This window comes from Saccharopolyspora sp. NPDC002578 (assembly GCF_053592695.1).
Window position 1 is genome coordinate 334,539 of sequence record NZ_JBSFWJ010000001.1, and the last position, 15,203, is coordinate 349,741.

Annotated in this window: 13 protein-coding genes; 8 read left to right on the forward strand and 5 right to left on the reverse strand. The window is 70.4% G+C overall.

What is annotated here, in order from left to right:
- Positions 1 to 11: 11 nt before the first annotated feature.
- Positions 12 to 1,268: an SLC13 family permease gene (locus ACWD38_RS01505; RefSeq protein WP_450123084.1), complete on the reverse strand. Its 1,257-nt coding sequence runs from the start codon at positions 1,266 to 1,268 to the stop codon at positions 12 to 14.
- Positions 1,269 to 1,450: 182 nt separating this feature from the next.
- Here ACWD38_RS01505 and ACWD38_RS01510 point away from each other — a divergent pair, with 182 nt between their 5' ends.
- The 4 genes from ACWD38_RS01510 to ACWD38_RS01525 all read left to right on the forward strand — a co-directional run bounded on the left by ACWD38_RS01510 (position 1,451) and on the right by ACWD38_RS01525 (position 6,785).
- Positions 1,451 to 2,164, forward strand: a complete 714-nt coding sequence (locus tag ACWD38_RS01510) for a FadR/GntR family transcriptional regulator (RefSeq protein WP_450123085.1) — start codon at positions 1,451 to 1,453, stop codon at positions 2,162 to 2,164.
- A gap of 198 nt (positions 2,165 to 2,362) precedes the next feature.
- Positions 2,363 to 2,851, forward strand: a complete 489-nt coding sequence (locus tag ACWD38_RS01515; protein WP_450123086.1) for a VTT domain-containing protein — start codon at positions 2,363 to 2,365, stop codon at positions 2,849 to 2,851.
- 219 nt (positions 2,852 to 3,070) lie between these two features.
- The gene (locus ACWD38_RS01520) at positions 3,071 to 5,185 is read left to right on the forward strand and encodes a catalase (RefSeq protein ID WP_184479407.1); all 2,115 of its coding nucleotides are present in this window, start codon (positions 3,071 to 3,073) and stop codon (positions 5,183 to 5,185) included.
- 136 nt (positions 5,186 to 5,321) lie between these two features.
- Positions 5,322 to 6,785, forward strand: a complete 1,464-nt coding sequence (locus tag ACWD38_RS01525) for an amino acid permease (RefSeq protein WP_184479408.1) — start codon at positions 5,322 to 5,324, stop codon at positions 6,783 to 6,785.
- On the opposite strand, the gene ACWD38_RS01530 is transcribed toward ACWD38_RS01525, so the two are convergent.
- On the reverse strand, positions 6,763 to 8,181 hold the full coding sequence (locus ACWD38_RS01530; protein WP_184479409.1) for an MFS transporter: 1,419 nt from the start codon (positions 8,179 to 8,181) through the stop codon (positions 6,763 to 6,765). The genes ACWD38_RS01525 and ACWD38_RS01530 overlap by 23 nt on opposite strands.
- A 327-nt stretch (positions 8,182 to 8,508) precedes the next feature.
- On the opposite strand from ACWD38_RS01530, the gene ACWD38_RS01535 reads away from it, so the two are divergent.
- The 3 genes from ACWD38_RS01535 to ACWD38_RS01545 all read left to right on the forward strand — a co-directional run bounded on the left by ACWD38_RS01535 (position 8,509) and on the right by ACWD38_RS01545 (position 10,534).
- Complete coding sequence (locus ACWD38_RS01535; RefSeq protein WP_184479410.1) at positions 8,509 to 9,435, forward strand: TetR family transcriptional regulator C-terminal domain-containing protein; 927 nt, start codon at positions 8,509 to 8,511, stop codon at positions 9,433 to 9,435.
- A gap of 94 nt (positions 9,436 to 9,529) precedes the next feature.
- The gene (locus ACWD38_RS01540) at positions 9,530 to 10,303 is read left to right on the forward strand and encodes an enoyl-CoA hydratase-related protein (RefSeq protein ID WP_450123087.1); all 774 of its coding nucleotides are present in this window, start codon (positions 9,530 to 9,532) and stop codon (positions 10,301 to 10,303) included.
- Between the two features lie 60 nt (positions 10,304 to 10,363).
- Complete coding sequence (locus tag ACWD38_RS01545) at positions 10,364 to 10,534, forward strand: hypothetical protein (protein WP_184479412.1); 171 nt, start codon at positions 10,364 to 10,366, stop codon at positions 10,532 to 10,534.
- 343 nt (positions 10,535 to 10,877) lie between these two features.
- Here ACWD38_RS01545 and ACWD38_RS01550 read toward each other — a convergent pair whose 3' ends face one another.
- The 3 genes from ACWD38_RS01550 to ACWD38_RS01560 form a co-directional block, all read right to left on the reverse strand.
- Positions 10,878 to 11,819, reverse strand: a complete 942-nt coding sequence (locus tag ACWD38_RS01550) for an NAD-dependent epimerase/dehydratase family protein (RefSeq protein ID WP_450123088.1) — start codon at positions 11,817 to 11,819, stop codon at positions 10,878 to 10,880.
- A 123-nt stretch (positions 11,820 to 11,942) separates the two neighbouring features.
- Positions 11,943 to 12,146, reverse strand: coding sequence for a cold-shock protein (locus tag ACWD38_RS01555; protein WP_184479414.1), 204 nt, complete (start codon positions 12,144 to 12,146; stop codon positions 11,943 to 11,945).
- 333 nt (positions 12,147 to 12,479) lie between these two features.
- The gene (locus ACWD38_RS01560; RefSeq protein WP_450123096.1) at positions 12,480 to 13,703 is read right to left on the reverse strand and encodes a Glu/Leu/Phe/Val dehydrogenase dimerization domain-containing protein; all 1,224 of its coding nucleotides are present in this window, start codon (positions 13,701 to 13,703) and stop codon (positions 12,480 to 12,482) included.
- Positions 13,704 to 14,275: 572 nt separating this feature from the next.
- On the opposite strand from ACWD38_RS01560, the gene ACWD38_RS01565 reads away from it, so the two are divergent.
- A complete protein-coding gene (locus ACWD38_RS01565) occupies positions 14,276 to 15,163 on the forward strand; it encodes a hypothetical protein (RefSeq protein WP_184479415.1) in 888 nt (295 codons plus the stop codon).
- Positions 15,164 to 15,203 lie beyond the last annotated feature (40 nt).

The window sequence follows — 15,203 nt, forward strand, 5'->3', positions numbered from 1 at the left end:
TCGGTTCCATTTCACCCCAGTCCGGGGAGGACGAAAATGAGCCACGCCACAAGCGGGCCCACGGCCACGATCACCCCGCCGTAGATCATCAGGCGGCGGAAGAAGACGTCGCGGTCCACGCCCTTCGCGTTGGCCAGCACGATGGCGCCGTTGGTGGAGAACGGGCTGACGTCCACCAGCGTGGCGGACACCGCCAGCGCGGTCACCATGCCGATCGGACCGATCGTGCCGGTGGCCAGGAACGGCACCGCCAGCGGGATCAACGCCCCCATCAGCCCCACCGAGGAGGCGAACGCCGACACGACGCCGCCGATGTAGCACAGCAGCAGTGCGGCCAGCAGCGGCAGGCCGACCCCGGCGACGGCGTGCCCGACGTAGTCGATCGTGCCCATCTCCTGCAGCACGCTGACGTAGGTCAGCACACCGCAGATCAGCAGCACCGTCGGCCAGGTGACCTCGGCGGGCGCGTTCGCCGCGGTCTTCGGCGAGATCACGGTGAGCACCACCGCGACGCTCATCGCCACCAGCCCGGCGTCGAGTTCGAACACGAGGGTGCACACGACGAGCGCGGCCAGGCCGAGCAGCGTCAGCACCCGATCGCGGGTGAGCCGCAGGCGCTCCGGCTCGTCGGCGGAGTCGTCCGGGGCGGCGGTGGTGTCGGCACGGGCGGTGCGCAGTCCGCCGAACACGACGAACACGACCGCCGCGATGGCCAGGTTCACCGCGAAGCTGCCCAGGAACAGCACCAGCGGGCTGGCCGCCAGCCCGTTGTCGGCGACGACCCCGTTCACGATCACGCCGTAGACGCTGATCGGCGAGAACCCGCCCGCTTGCGCGCCGTGCACGACCATCGCGCCCATCAGCAGCGGGTTGATCCCGTGCCGGGCGGCGAGGTTCAGCGCGATCGGCGCGATGATCGCGCAGGCGGCGGGGCTGACCGCGCCGATGGCGGTGAGCAGCGCCGCGATCCCGAACATCACCCACGGGATCACCGCGAGCCTGCCGCCCACGAGCCGGACCGCCCAGTGCACCAGCCAATCCGTCGTGCCGTTGGCGCGGGCGATGGCGAACAGGTACGTCACCCCGACCAGCACCACGAAGATATCGCCGGGGAATCCGGCGAAGATGTCGTCGTCGGAGAGGCCGCCGGCGAGCTTGCCGACCGCGAAGGCGGCGGCGAACGACAGCACCCCCATGTTCACCGACATCGTCGTGGCCAGCACGAAGCAGGCCACGAGCGCGAAGATGGAAATCAGCTCGGGCGACACCGTTGTCTCCTCACCGTCCATGCGCCTCGGGTGAGACCGGACACAGTGGTTTACTGGCTGGACCACTTTGCGCTGCCACGCATGGAGCGTCAAGAGCCGAAGTGGTCCAGTGCTAGAACCACTGACCCGCCCCGCCGCTGCTAGTCTGGTTTTCCGCGATCTCCGGAGAAACGGGGGATGAGGTGTCCGACGCGCTGCGGCCGTTGACCCGACCGAGGCTCTACGAGCAGGTCGTGCTGCGGTTGCGCGAGCACGTCGCGGCATCCGGACTCGAAATCGGCGATCGGCTGCCGCCGGAGCGCGAGCTCGCGGAGCGGCTCGGCGTGAGCCGGGCATCGGTGCGCCAGGCGATCGTGGTGCTGGAGGTGCAGGGGCTGGTCGAGGTCCGCCACGGCGGCGGCACCTACTTGCTGCGACGCACCCTGGACAGCGAGCCCGTCGACGAGCTGGTGGCACGCCGCAACCGGCTTCCCGACGTGCTCGACGCCCGCGAGGGCCTGGAGACCAAGCTCGCCGAGCTCGCCGCCGAACGCCGCACCGAGGCCGACGTCGCGGAGATCGACGCGGCGCTCGCCGACATGCGCGCCCAGGTCGAACGCGGCGAGCTGGGCGGCGACGGGGACCGCCGCTTCCACGCCGCGATCACCGCCGCCGCGCACAGCACGATGCTCGCCGAGTTCATGCGCACCATCGCCGACGAGATCGCCGAGAGCCGCCAGGAGTCGCTGCGCCAGCCGAACCGGCCGCCGAAGTCGCTGGCCCAGCACGAGCGCATCGCCGAGGCGATCCGCGCGGGCAATCCCCGCACCGCGAGCACCGCGATGCGCCGGCACCTGCGCACCGTCAGCCGGGTCCGCCTGCTGGCCTGGAACCCGGACGCCGACGAGCAGCCCTGAGCGGAGCACCACCCGGCCAGGGCGGTCGCGACCGGCGTCCACCGCGCGGAACAGGACGTACCGCACACCGCCCCACTCCCCCGATGACCTGCCCGGACACCCCGGTAAGGTCGCCCCGTTCCCCCGTTCGAGTTCCGTGGAGTACCGCCTGATGCCCGCTCGCCCCCGACCCGACGGCACGCGGCCGGGACTCGCACGATGATCGGATGGCTGCTGGCCACCGCGGGAACCGCCCTGCTGGGCAGCGTCTTCCCGCTCGCCAACATCGAGCTCTACCTGGTCGGCGTCCTCACCAGCGTCGACGGGCTGAACTGGTGGGCACTGGCGCTGGCCGCCGCGATCGGCCAGATGACCGGCAAGACGCTGTTCTACTTGGCGGGGCGAGGCGGTTTCAGCCTCGGCACCCGGCTCGGCCGCATGACCGAAGCGCGCAAGGGCGGGCGCTGGGCGGCCTGGCTGGAGAAGTTCCACGACCGCACCCGGCAGCACCCGTGGTGGGGCCTCGGCGTCCTGTTCGTCAGCGCCGTCGCGAGCTTCCCCCCGTTCACCGTCCTGTGCTTCCTCTCCGGCGCGGCCGGCCTCCCGCTGCTCGGCTTCCTGGCGGTGAGCCTCGCCGGGCGGGCGATCCACTTCCTGATCATCGCGGGCGCACCCGAACTGATCCACCAGCTGCCCTTCTTCGGCTGATCGCCCGTCTTTGAGCTTGTCTTCCCAGGTGAGCGACATTGTGGTCGTTGCCTGTCAGCGGCGGAGCCGCTCGAAAAATCGATCCCGCAGCGAGGAAGCAGCTGAGGTTTCGCTGAGCGGCCCACTACTCACGCCGAGCTCAAAACAGGCAGCGAGGCGTAACGACCCGCCGGGGCGGGCACCCACCGGGAGCAGGCGAACCCGCTCCCGGAGGTCGGCATGGCTTCTCAGCACGGCGACAAGCAGGAACAACTCGACGGTGTGCGCCAGGATCCGGACGGCACCTACCTGACCACCCAGCAGGGCGTGCGGGTCGACCACACCGACGACTCCCTGAGCGCGGGAGCGCGCGGCCCCACGCTGCTGGAGGACTTCCACGCCCGCGAGAAGATCACCCACTTCGACCACGAGCGCATCCCCGAGCGGGTCGTGCACGCCCGCGGCGCGGGCGCCTACGGCTACTTCGAGGCCTACGACGATCGCCTCGCCGATTACACGGCGGCGAAGTTCCTCACCGACCCGAGCCGGCGCACCCCGGTGTTCGTCCGGTTCTCCACGGTGGCGGGGTCGCGCGGTTCGGCGGACACGGTGCGCGACGTGCGCGGGTTCGCGACGAAGTTCTACACCGCGGAGGGCAACTACGACCTGGTCGGCAACAACATGCCGGTGTTCTTCATCCAGGACGGCATCAAGTTCCCCGACTTCGTCCACGCGGTGAAGCCCGAGCCGCACAACGAGATCCCGCAGGCGCAGTCGGCGCACGACACGTTGTGGGACTTCGTGTCGCTGCAACCGGAAACGATGCACATGATCATGTGGTTGATGTCGGACCGGGCGCTGCCGCGCAGCTACCGCATGATGCAGGGCTTCGGGGTGCACACCTTCCGCTTCGTCAACGCCGAGGGCACCGGCACCTTCGTGAAGTTCCACTGGAAACCGCGGCTGGGCACGCATTCGCTGGTCTGGGAGGAATGCCAGCAGGTGCAGGGCAAGGACCCCGACTTCAACCGCCGCGACCTGTGGGACGCCATCGAAGCCGGGAACGGGCCGGAGTGGGAGCTCGGCGTGCAGCTCGTCGACGAGTCGAAGGAGCACGACTTCGACTTCGACCTGCTCGACGCCACCAAGATCATCCCGGAGGAGGAGGTCCCGGTGCGCCCGGTCGGGCGCATGGTGCTCGACCGCAACCCGGACAACTTCTTCGCCGAGACCGAACAGGTCGCCTTCCACACCGCGAACGTGGTGCCGGGCATCGACTTCACCAACGATCCGCTGCTGCAGGCGCGCAACTTCTCCTACCTGGACACCCAGCTGATCCGGCTCGGCGGGCCGAACTTCGCCCACATCCCGGTCAACCGCCCGGTCGCCGAGGTCTCCACCAACCAGCGCGACGGCTTCCAGCAGCAGCGCATCCACCAGGGGCAGACCAGCTACTCCAACAACAGCCTCGGCGGCGGCTGCCCGGTCATCGCGGGCGCCGGCAACGGAGCCTTCCAGCACTACCAGGAGAAGGTGGAAGGCGCGAAGATCCGCCAGCGCAGCGAGAGCTTCCAGAACCACTACCAGCAGGCCACCTTGTTCTGGAACAGCATGGCGCCGTGGGAACGCGACCACATCATCGCCGCGTTCCGGTTCGAGCTCGGCAAGGTCGAGCACCACCACGTGCGCGAAGCGGCCGTGGAGCAGATCAACCGGGTCGACCACGACCTCGCGATCGCCGTCGCCGAAGGGGTCGGCGTCACGCCCCCTCCGGCCGCGGCGGGGCCCAACCACGGCAAGCACTCCCCCGCGCTGAGCCAGTCCCACTCGGTCACCGACACCATCGCCACCCGCACCGTCGCCGTGCTGGTCTCCGACGGGGTCGATCAGGCCGAGGTCGCCCAGATCCGCGAGGCGCTCGCCCAACGCGGCGCGACCGCCGAGGTCCTCGGCAGCCGGGACGGCAGCGTGCGCGGCGCCGACGACAGCGACGTCCCGGTGGATCGGGCCATCAACACGATGTCCTCGGCGCTCTACGACGGGGTCATCGTGCCCGGCGGCAGCGGCAGCGTGCGGGCGCTGTCGGCCGACGGCTACGCGGTGCACTTCGTCGCGGAGGCGTTCAAGCACGCGAAGCCCGTCGCGGCCAGCGACGAGGGCCTGGCGATGCTGCAGCGCGCCGGGGTCGACAAGGTCCGCCACGCGGGCGAAGGCGACGGCGTGGTGTCCGACAAGGGCGTCGTGACCGCCGCGGCCACCGGCGGTGCGCTGCCCGACGGCTTCATGGCCGAGTTCGCCGCGGTCCTGGCCGGGCACCGCGTGTGGAACCGGGACACCGAGCACGTGGTCGCCTGACCGGGGCGGTGGCGTCCGCCGGTCGCCGCACCCGTTGGCCCGATCGGCGGCGCGCGGGTGAGGATCCGATACCGGCTCGGTCACGCCGCGGGCGATGTTTCGCTTTCGGCTCCGGGACGTTCTACCGTCCCGTCCCGTGAGTGTTCTGCGAACCCTTCCCGTCGAGGACGTGCTGGAACGCACCGAGCGCAGCGGCCTCGCTCGGCGGCTCTCCGGTGTCGACCTCGTCGGCTTCGGCATCGGCATCATCATCGGGACCGGCGTGTTCACCTTGGCGGGGATCGAGGCCAAGGAGCACGCCGGGCCCGCGGTGGTCCTCGCGTTCCTCGTGGGCGGCGTCGTCGCCGCGCTCGCGGCGCTGTGCTATGCGGAGCTGGCCTCCGCGGTGCCGACCGCCGGGAGCGCCTACACCTACGGCTACACGACGCTCGGCGAGATCTTCGCCTGGATCATCGGGTGGGACCTGCTGCTGGAGTTCGCCCTCGGTGCCGCGGTGGTCTCGCGCAGCTGGTCGGGGTACGTGTCGAGCCTGCTCGGGCTACCGCCGGAGTGGTTCAGCGAGGACGCGACGGTCAACGTCGGCGCGATCCTGATCATCGGCGTGCTCACCGTCGTCGCCGTCCTGGGCATCCGCGAGTCGTCCTGGCTGACCAACGCCCTGGTCGTGGTCAAGGTGTCGGTGTGCGTGCTGGTGATCGTCGCCGGGCTGTTCTTCTTCAACGGCGCGCACCTCACGCCGTTCGTCCCGCCATCGCAGCCCGCGGAGCAGGGCGCGAGCATCCTGGAGCAGCCGCTGGTGTCGGCGGCGCTGGGCATGGAGCAGTCGATGTACGGGTTCGGCGGCGTGCTCACGGCCGCCGCGATCGTGTTCTTCGCCTACACCGGCTTCGAGGCGCTGGCCAACCTCGGTGAGGAGACCAAGCGCCCGCGCCGCGACCTGCCGGTGGGGCTGCTGGGCAGCCTGGTGGTGTGCACCGTGCTGTACGTGCTGGTGGCGCTGGTGCTCAGCGCCATGGTCGACTACACGCAGATCGACGAGGCCGCTCCGCTGGCCGCCGCGTTCCACTCCGTCGGCGCCCACTGGGTGGCGGCGCTCATCGCGCTGGGCGCGGTGACCGGGCTGACCTCGGTGATGATGGTGGAGCTGGTGACCATCGGGCGCATCGGCTTCGCCATGAGCCGGGACGGGCTGCTGCCGCCGAAGCTGTCCCAGGTGCACCGGAAGTGGGGCACTCCGCACCGGGTGACGATCGGCGGTGCCGTGCTGGTGATGCTGCTCGGCGGTTTCGTGCCGATCGCCGAACTCGCGGACATGGTGAGCATCGGCGCGCTGTCCGGCTTCGTCATCGTGGCCATCGCGATTCCCGTGCTGCGCCACCGCAAACCGGACCTGCCGCGCCCGTTCCGGATGCCGTGGTCGCCGGTGCTGCCGGTGCTCACGGCCGTCGCCTGCCTGTACCTGATGACGAACTTGAGCGTGCTCACCTGGGTGCGGTTCGCGGTCTGGCTCGCGCTGGGCCTGGTGATCTACCTGGCCTACGGCTACCGCAAGTCCCGCTTGGCCACGGGTGCCCCGGTCACCGACGACGCGTCAGGATGAGCTGTTCGGTGACGGCCAGCAGCAGGGCCAGCGCGACGAACCCGACGGCGACCAGCAGGCCGGTGGAGATCGCGGCGTCGTAGCCGCCGACGGCCAGCGCGCTGAAGAACAGCCCCGATGCGGTCGCCGTGCCGATCGCGGTGCCGAGGCGCTGCCCGGTCTGCTGGATCCCGGCGGCGGTGCCACCGCGAGCGGAGTCGACCTTGGCGAGGGTGACGGTCTGGTTCGGCGAGATGACCAGGCCGCTGCCCACCCCTGCCAGCAGCAGCGGGCCCGCGACCAGCAGTCCGGCGACGTGGCCGGGACCGCCCGCGAGCAGCAGGTCCGTCACGACCAGCCCGGCCAGCGCGCCGACCAGGCCGAGCACGACCAGCGAGCGGCCGAACCGGTTCACGAGCCTGCCGCTGAGCGCGGAGGACGCCGCCGAGCCGATCGCGAACGGTGTCATCGCCAGGCCCGCCTGCAGCGGCGAGTACCCCAGTCCGCGCTGGAAGTACAGCGCCAGCACGAAGAAGATGCTGGTGAAACCGGCGAAGTACAACATGCCCAGCGCGGTGCCGAAGCTGTAGCTGCGGATGCCGAACAGGCCGAGGTCGATCAGCGGTTCCCGTCCCCTGGCGCGGTAGCCGCGTTCCCACAGCACGAACAGCACCAGCAGCACCGGCGCCGCCGGCAGCAGGTACCACGGCGCGCCGCTGCCGCTCTCCCGTTCGATCAGGGGCAGCAGCAACGCCAGCAGCGCGGCACCGAGCAGCAGCACGCCCACCAGGTCGAGGCTGCGAGCGCCGTCGGCAGGCTCGGCCTTCGGCAGGACCCTGGCGGCGAACACCAGCGCCGCCAGGCCGATCGGCACGTTCACGAAGAACACCCAGCGCCAGCCCTGCTCGTCCCCGGCGAGTTCGATGATGAGCCCGCCGAGCAGCGGACCGATCGCGGTGGACAGCCCGATCACCGCGCCGAACAGCCCGAACGCCTTCGCCCGCTCGCTGCCCTGGAACAGCTGCTGGATCAGCCCGAGCACCTGCGGGTTGAGCATGCCGCCCGCCACGCCCTGCACGAGCCGGGACACGACCAGCCAGGTCGCCGACGGCGCGAACCCGGCGGCGGCGCTGGCCGCGGTGAACAGCAGCAGCGCCAGGATGAACATCCGGCCACGACCCCGGTCGTCGCCGAGCCTGCCCGCCGGCACCAGCACCAGGCCGAAGGTGAGCGCGTAGCCGGACACCACCCAGCCCAGCGCGACGGGCGGGGCGTCCAGGCCCTGCTGCATGGACGGCAGCGCGACGTTGACGATGCTGACGTCGAGCAGGGTCATGAACCCCGCCAGCAGGCACACCACCAGTGCCTGCCAGCGCTGCGTCGGCCGCTGGGCGAGCCGCGAGGCACTTGTTCCCATCACCCTCACATCCTGACGGTGTCCGGCGGCGGCGGCGCAGCTGAGGGGGCGGCGCGGGCGATCACCGCTGGTGCTAAGGACTCGGACGGAGTCCCGGTTGCGCCACGCCCGTTGTGGTCGGGGCGAGCGCCCCGGCCGAACCCGCCCGGCCCGTCCGCCGATGGCCGGGCCGACGGCCGACACCGTTCGGGGTGTGCTGGTGCGCTGGTAGCGTCCTGATCGTGCGTGGTCACGGCGCTGGACGGCCGATCCGGCCGTCCTGGGGATGAAGCGCCCGACCACTGCACGCCCCCGATCCCGCGACGCCCGGACGAGCCGCTCACCACCATGACCTCCGAATCCGCACCCGCCGGCCACAACGCCGACTCCGGTCCCGCCGCGCTGCGCGCGAGGGTCCGCGAGGTCGTGGCGGGATATCCGCACAGCCACCGGGCGTTCGCCGACCGAATCGGTCTAGACGCCACCAAGCTCTCCAAGTCGCTCACCGGAGTCCGGCGCTTCACCCCGGTCGAGCTGACGCGCATCGCGGAGATCGGCCAGGTGACGGTGAACTGGTTGATCAACGGCAGGGACGACGCGGAGACGGTCGCCGCCGCACCGCGCCGCGCGGCCCGCCCGCCGGAACGCACCGGTGGGGACCGCTACCAGCAGATCCTCGACGCGGCCTGGGAACTCATCGCCGAACGCGGGTTCCACGCCGTCCGGGTCGCCGACATCGCCGAGGCCTGCGGGGTGAGCGCGGCCGCGATCCACTACCACTTCCCCGGCCGCGACGACCTGCTCACCGAAGCACTGCGGCACTCGGTCCGGCAGGCCTTCGACCGGCAGGTCGCCGAACTGCACAGCATCGACGACGCCCATCAGCGGCTGCTGCGGCTCGTCGAGCTGCAACTGCCGGAATCACCGGGGCTGCGCCGCGAGTGGTCCATCTGGCTGCAGGTGTGGAACGAGAGCGCGCTGCGCCCCGAGCTGCGCGGACTGCACGGCGATTCCTACACCCGCTGGCACGACACGATCGAGCGGACGATCCGCCAGGGCCAGCAGCAGGGCGTGTTCACCGAGGGTGACGCGGACGAGCTCGCGGTGCGGTTGACGGCGCTGATCGACGGACTCGGCATCGGCGTGCTCACCGGCCGCCCGGAACGATCGGTTCAGCGGATGCGCCAGGTCCTGCACGACTTCATCGGCCGCGACATCGTCGGTGAGGGCATGGCGGGCACCGCAACGCAGGCACCTGACGATCACTGGTCGTGATCGCTCGCGGCGAGTTCGGGTCGCTCGTTTGCCCGGTTGAACCACCTGGTCCCGCTCGGTAGTTTCCGAGGGCAATCGCCACGGAGGTGATCAGGTGCCGGAGGACGATGAGATCCTGGTCGAGCACCGCGACGCGGTCCTGCTGCTGACGTTCCACCGCCCGGAGCGGCTCAACGCGTGGACTCCGAACATGCGGCGGCGCTACTTCGACCTGCTGGAGAAGGCCGATGGCGATCCGTCGGTGCGGGCGGTGGTGGTCACCGGTGCCGGCCGCGGATTCTGCGCCGGAACGGACCTCTCCGCGCTGGACTCGGCACCCGAGCACGACGGCGACGACCGGGCGGTCTCGCTGTCGATCCGGATCCGAAAACCGATCATCGCCGCGATCAACGGCCCCGTGGCCGGAATCGGCCTGGTCGCCGCCTTGTTCGCCGACGTGCGCTTCGCCGCCGAGGACGCCAAGTTCACCACCGCGTTCAGCCGTCGCGGACTCGTCGCCGAGCACGGCATCTCCTGGCTGCTGCCCAAGCTCGTCGGTGCGGGCACCGCGCTGGACCTGATGCTCTCCGCCCGCACCCTGCTCGGCAGCGAGGCGCACGCGCTGGGCCTGGTCGACCGGGTGCTGCCCGCGGGCGAGGTGCTGACCGCCGCGCTGGAGTACGCGCACTCGCTGGCCACCGAGTGCTCCCCCGCTTCGATGGCCGAGATCAAGGAGCAGATCTACGCGGGCCTGGACAGCGGGCTGGAGACGGCGAGCGCCGACGCGAACAACCGCATGATCGCCGCGTTCGACCGCCCCGACGTCCGCGAGGGCGTGCGCAGCTTCCACGAGCGCCGCCGACCGGACTTCCCGCCGCTCGGGAGCTGAACCGCGCCGCGCCCGATACGGTTGGCCGCAGAGCCGCCCGGTCGTGGGAAGGATCGCGCCATGGATTCCGAAACACCCGAAGCCGACGCCGCCGAACAGGCCAGGCATGCCGAGGATCCGGTCACCGAGGACGTCACGTCCGACACCGATCCGGTCGACGAGGCCGACCCGGCGGATCTCGCGGATCAGCGCACCGACGTTCCCGTAGACGAGGACTACGACCGGGAGTAGCGCTTCCCCTCTCGGATCTCGCAGCGCGCCGCACCGATTCGCGGCACCCGCGCCGATGCTGCATTCGCACGATGCCGCCGACGAGGGCGATCCGCCGAATGCGGACCGCCTACCGCATCCGAATCCCTAGGACAAGTTCCTTCCGGAACTTTCCACGAACTGGGCGGCTCGGACGCCACCGGTGGAATTCGTGAAAGCGGGAACCGATTTCACTTAACCGTGGTCAGCACGCGGCATTCGGCCCTACCGGATCACCCGAGTTCCGAGTACGTTCCGGTCGAACCGGGCAACCGGATCGAGCAGATAAGCACTCGTCATTTCCAGCACGAAGTCGTGCTTCACCTCAGCCCGGCCACAGGCCGAACATCGTCGCGAATCCCTCGCGCCAACTCGGCCACCCCGGACGCCAGCCCAACGTCTCGCGAAGGCGGAAATTCGTCGCGCCCCGCTGCTCGGTGAGCCGGTGCACGGTGAGCCAATCCAGCTGGGCCCTGGCCTGGTCCAGGGTCAACGACAACGGCGCCGGACCGCCGATCATCCGGGCGTAGGCCGGTAACCACTCCGCGCATTCCGCCGGTTCGTTGTCCACCACGTTGTAGGTGCCCGTCTCGCCGGCGGTGAGGACTTCGACGACCGCGCTGGCCGCGTCCTCCACGTGCGTGAACGAGGTCAGCCCCACGCCGTCGGTGACCAGCGGCAGCGCACTGCCGCGGACCTGCTCGTGCACCAGCCCGCCGGGCGCGTACCAGGTGTTCGGGCCGTACAGCGACCCGTAGCGCAGCACCACGCCCTCCAGGTCGGACCGGTCCACGACCGCGCTCTCCATACCGGCGACCGCGCGCACCGCCTCGCCCCACCGGCCCGGCGCGTCGATCCACAGCGGCGAGTCCTCGTCCAGCACGTCGTGACCGTTCGGGCAGTACGCGGCGACCATGCTCTGCGCCACCACCCGGCGCACGCCCGCCTCAGCGGCGGCCGCCACGAGGTTGCGGGTGCCGTCCTCCCACAGCCGCGCCGTGCGGGCGAGCGCGTCGTCGTAGTCCGGCCCCCGGAACCCGGAGACCTGGGCCACGACCACGTCCGGCTCGGCGTGGCGCACCACCTTGCGCAGCCGCGGCAGGTCGAGCACGTCGCCCACCACGACCTCGTCGGCACCGGGCACGCCCTGCGCGCGCCCCGCGGTGCGCAGCAGCGCCGTCACGTGATGACCTCGCTGCCGCAGCCTGGGCAGCAAGGTCCTCCCGACCACGCCGGTGGCACCGGCGACGAACACACGAAGGGGCACCCGGAACCTCGCAGAGATCGACATCAGCGGGGAGCGAAGCCTACCGCGAGGGCTTCGACATCCACGACGAACATGCGAGAGGCCCACGCCTGGCAGGCGTGGGCCTCTCGGCGTCGACTGAACTCAGATGCCGCGAATCTGAGAAGCCTGCGGACCCTTCGGGCCCTGGGCGATCTCGAACTCCACCCGCTGGTTCTCGTCCAGCGTGCGGAACCCGGTGGCGTCAATCGCACTGTAGTGGGCGAACACATCGGAACCGCCCCCATCGGGGGTGATGAACCCGAAGCCCTTTTCAGCGTTGAACCACTTAACGGTACCGGTAGCCATTCTCTTTACTCCTACTTCTGATGGCCAGGGCCGACACTGCGTCAACCCCCGAGTCGCCGAGATGATCACCCGAGCCAAAACGGCCTCCGGCACAACAAAGCGCCTGCGCCACACTTGTATCGCAGGCACTTTCAAGTACTTGTGGGAACCAAAACTGCAACCACGGCTAACGCTAGCACCCCGAACGCGGGTTGTCACACACTTGTCACCCGAAGTCGTGGCCGACTGAGATCGATGTAACGCCGATCCCCATTTCGACGATTTCCCTGAAATGCCCGTGCGTGCCACCCCTTGACGGGATGGCACGCACGTTTCGGCTTCGACCGCGGCGGGCTACGGAATGCTGACCAGCAACCGCCCTTCCGCCTCGGCCACCTTGTTCTGCTCGGTCTGCCAGTCCGCGAGCCGCAGCGCGGCGACCCGCGGAGTGGTGCCCTCCGCGTCCCAGGCCGCGATCAGCGGCGGGATCTTCGCCAGCATCTCCTCGCGGAGCACGCTGAACGAGAGCACGGGGTCGGCGTCCACCCGGCCCAGCAGCAGCCACCACGCCCACGCGACGGCACCGGAGTTGGCCACGAAGTCGGGGATCACAGGGATGCCCCGCTCCGCCAGCAGCTGCTCGGCCTCCGGGGTGATCGGCGTGTTCGCCGCCTCGATGATCACCTTGGCGTCCACCTGCGGCACCCGTTCCGGGGTGATCGCGTAGGACACCGCCGCCGGGATCAGCACGTCGACGTCGACCGCGAGCACCGCGTCCCTGGGCAACCGCTGCACGTCGGCCGGAACCTGATCGCGGTCGATCTCCCCGAACCGGTCCCTGGCGTCCAGCAGCGCCGGGATGTCGAGCCCGTCCGGGTGGTACAGCGAGCCGGCCGCGTCCGCCACGGCGACGACCTTCAGCCCGGCCTCGTGCAGGTACCAAGCCGCGCCACCGCCCATGGTGCCCACGCCCTGCACCGCGACGGTCGTGCTGTCGTGGCCCCAGCCGCGGGCGTGCACCACGCCGAGGCAGCACTGCGCCACGCCGTAGCCGCCGACGACATCACCGAGCAGCAAGCCGCCGGGAACCGGGGCGTTGAGCCCGGCGCGAACCCGGCGCAACGTGTGCTCGACGTCCGGCGCCCGCCGGATCGCGGCGTGGTACGACTGCTCCAGCCCGGCCTCGGCGAAGACCTCGTCGATCAGGTGCTGCGGCACGCCCAGGTCTTCGGCCGTGACCCAGTGCGCGTCGATCCACGGGCGCATGGCCTCGACGAACCGGCGCAGCACGCCGTGCGCCTGGGGGTCCTTGGGGTCGCAGTCGATGCCGCCCTTGGCGCCACCGACCGGCAGGTCGAACACAGCGGTCTTGCGGGCCATGCCCCGCGCCAAGTCCTCCACTTCCGACATCGTGCATCCGGCGCGCATCCGGGTTCCGCCGGTCGCCAGGCCGGACACCAGAGTGTGCACGACGAGGTATCCGTGCTTTCCCGTCACCGGGTCTGTCCAGGTCACCCTCATCAGCGGGTCACAGTCGACAAGTGCCACCGGCCGAACCTCCTCCCAAGTGCAGTGCATGAAATGGGCGCACAGGTCGGCGCCCACCAGAGTTACCTACAGAAGGGGCGTGTTCCGGCCGAGGGATTCCAGGCACCGCTCAGGGTCGAAGACCCACGGGGCCCGAGTTCGGCCGGCCGCACGCGCTGCGGAGTGACCACCGCCGGCAGGCGGTGGTCAGCCTCAATGTCGCAGCCAGAGCGATGAAGACGACAGCCAGCGGAGGGGACGGGGAAGGCCGTACTCGTTGGCCCGCATGGTCACCTCCGTGTCTCGCTGGCGATGGATCGAAGCTAAACCCGAGCTGGATTTATTGTCAACAATCGTCGTATCCGACATTCGCTCCGACATCCGAAGTTCACGGCGAAACCTCGGCGTGATCTGCCGACAAGCCTCTGACCAGGCTAATCGAAGATCGGGCGGATACCGGCAACTGGCCGCCGACACTCACTCGTCCGGGGTCTTAAGCTCTGGGCGCGGCAGTTGTTCACCGCGTCGGGGTCAGGCTTCGCGCGGGTAAAGGCAGGGCGTCGCGCGGGTATGAGTTCGGGGAATCCGCTCCGCTCCCCGCGCGCGACTGGGAGGATGCAGGCATGAGCCAACCGGGACTCCCCGAGCAGGGGCCCCACCGACCGGACCCGCAAGGTCCACCGGGCGCGCTGGACCAAACGGCGCAGCAGAACCTCATCCAGGACGTCGGCCGGGTGCTGCTGCGCTCGATGCCGCCGGCGTGGAGCGAGGTGACCGTCGAGTACCGCGCGGTCGGCGCGCACTCGGAGATCACCGCGCAGCTGCTCGCTCCCAACGGCACGCCGATCCCGCTGGCCGTGCCCGCGGAGCTCGGAGAGCTGTTCGGCCGGCTCCGCCACGGCATGCACGAACCGGACCGGGGCACCTGGATCAGCGCGCTGTACCGGTTGCAGCGCCCCAGCAGCTACAGCGTGGACTTCAACGGTGACTACGAGCCGTCCTGGCAGCACCCGCCGCCCGCCGAGGCCTTCGCCGCGGAGCTGCGCACCTACCCCCGCGCGGGCGTGAACATCCCCGGTTGGCTCGCGCGCAACGCCGGGGTGCCGGACGCGACGGGCACCGCCACGCGCGCGCCCGCGCTGCGCACCGCGGAGGTCTTCGACGCGGTCGACGAGGGCGGACGGCCCCAGGTGGACCGCCCGGAGGTCGCCATGAACGAGCTCACCGGTCTCGTCGACTACCTCGACCACGCTCCGATCGTGCTCGCCGCGCGCAGCTACGACACCGATCAGCTCGACCCCGCGGCGCCCGCGTCGGTGCCGCTGACCTTCCACACCGACGGCCAGTGGATCTGGCCCGGCGCGGTGGGCTACTACCTGCGCACCCACGGGGTCCCGCCGGACGCGGAGCTCGTCTCGCACATCCGCCGGGCCGGGTTCCAGGTGCCCGAGGTAGACGAACACCTGCGGGAACTCGCGGTTTCGGTGATCACCGGCGAGGAGCATCGCTGACGGGGGCCGACCTGGCGTTCGTGGACGGACCGGTGGCCAC

What these genes read in the sequence shown, in the direction of transcription:
- ACWD38_RS01515 (WP_450123086.1), top strand. Translation starts at nt 2,363, where the DNA reads ATGATCGGATGGCTGCTGGCCACCGCGGGAACCGCCCTGCTGGGCAGC.
- ACWD38_RS01520 (WP_184479407.1), top strand. Translation starts at nt 3,071, where the DNA reads ATGGCTTCTCAGCACGGCGACAAGCAGGAACAACTCGACGGTGTGCGC.
- ACWD38_RS01530 (WP_184479409.1), bottom strand. Translation starts at nt 8,181, where the DNA reads ATGGGAACAAGTGCCTCGCGGCTCGCCCAGCGGCCGACGCAGCGCTGG.
- ACWD38_RS01535 (WP_184479410.1), top strand. Translation starts at nt 8,509, where the DNA reads ATGACCTCCGAATCCGCACCCGCCGGCCACAACGCCGACTCCGGTCCC.
- ACWD38_RS01545 (WP_184479412.1), top strand. Translation starts at nt 10,364, where the DNA reads ATGGATTCCGAAACACCCGAAGCCGACGCCGCCGAACAGGCCAGGCAT.
- ACWD38_RS01555 (WP_184479414.1), bottom strand. Translation starts at nt 12,146, where the DNA reads ATGGCTACCGGTACCGTTAAGTGGTTCAACGCTGAAAAGGGCTTCGGG.
- ACWD38_RS01560 (WP_450123096.1), bottom strand. Translation starts at nt 13,703, where the DNA reads ATGCACTGCACTTGGGAGGAGGTTCGGCCGGTGGCACTTGTCGACTGT.
- ACWD38_RS01565 (WP_184479415.1), top strand. Translation starts at nt 14,276, where the DNA reads ATGAGCCAACCGGGACTCCCCGAGCAGGGGCCCCACCGACCGGACCCG.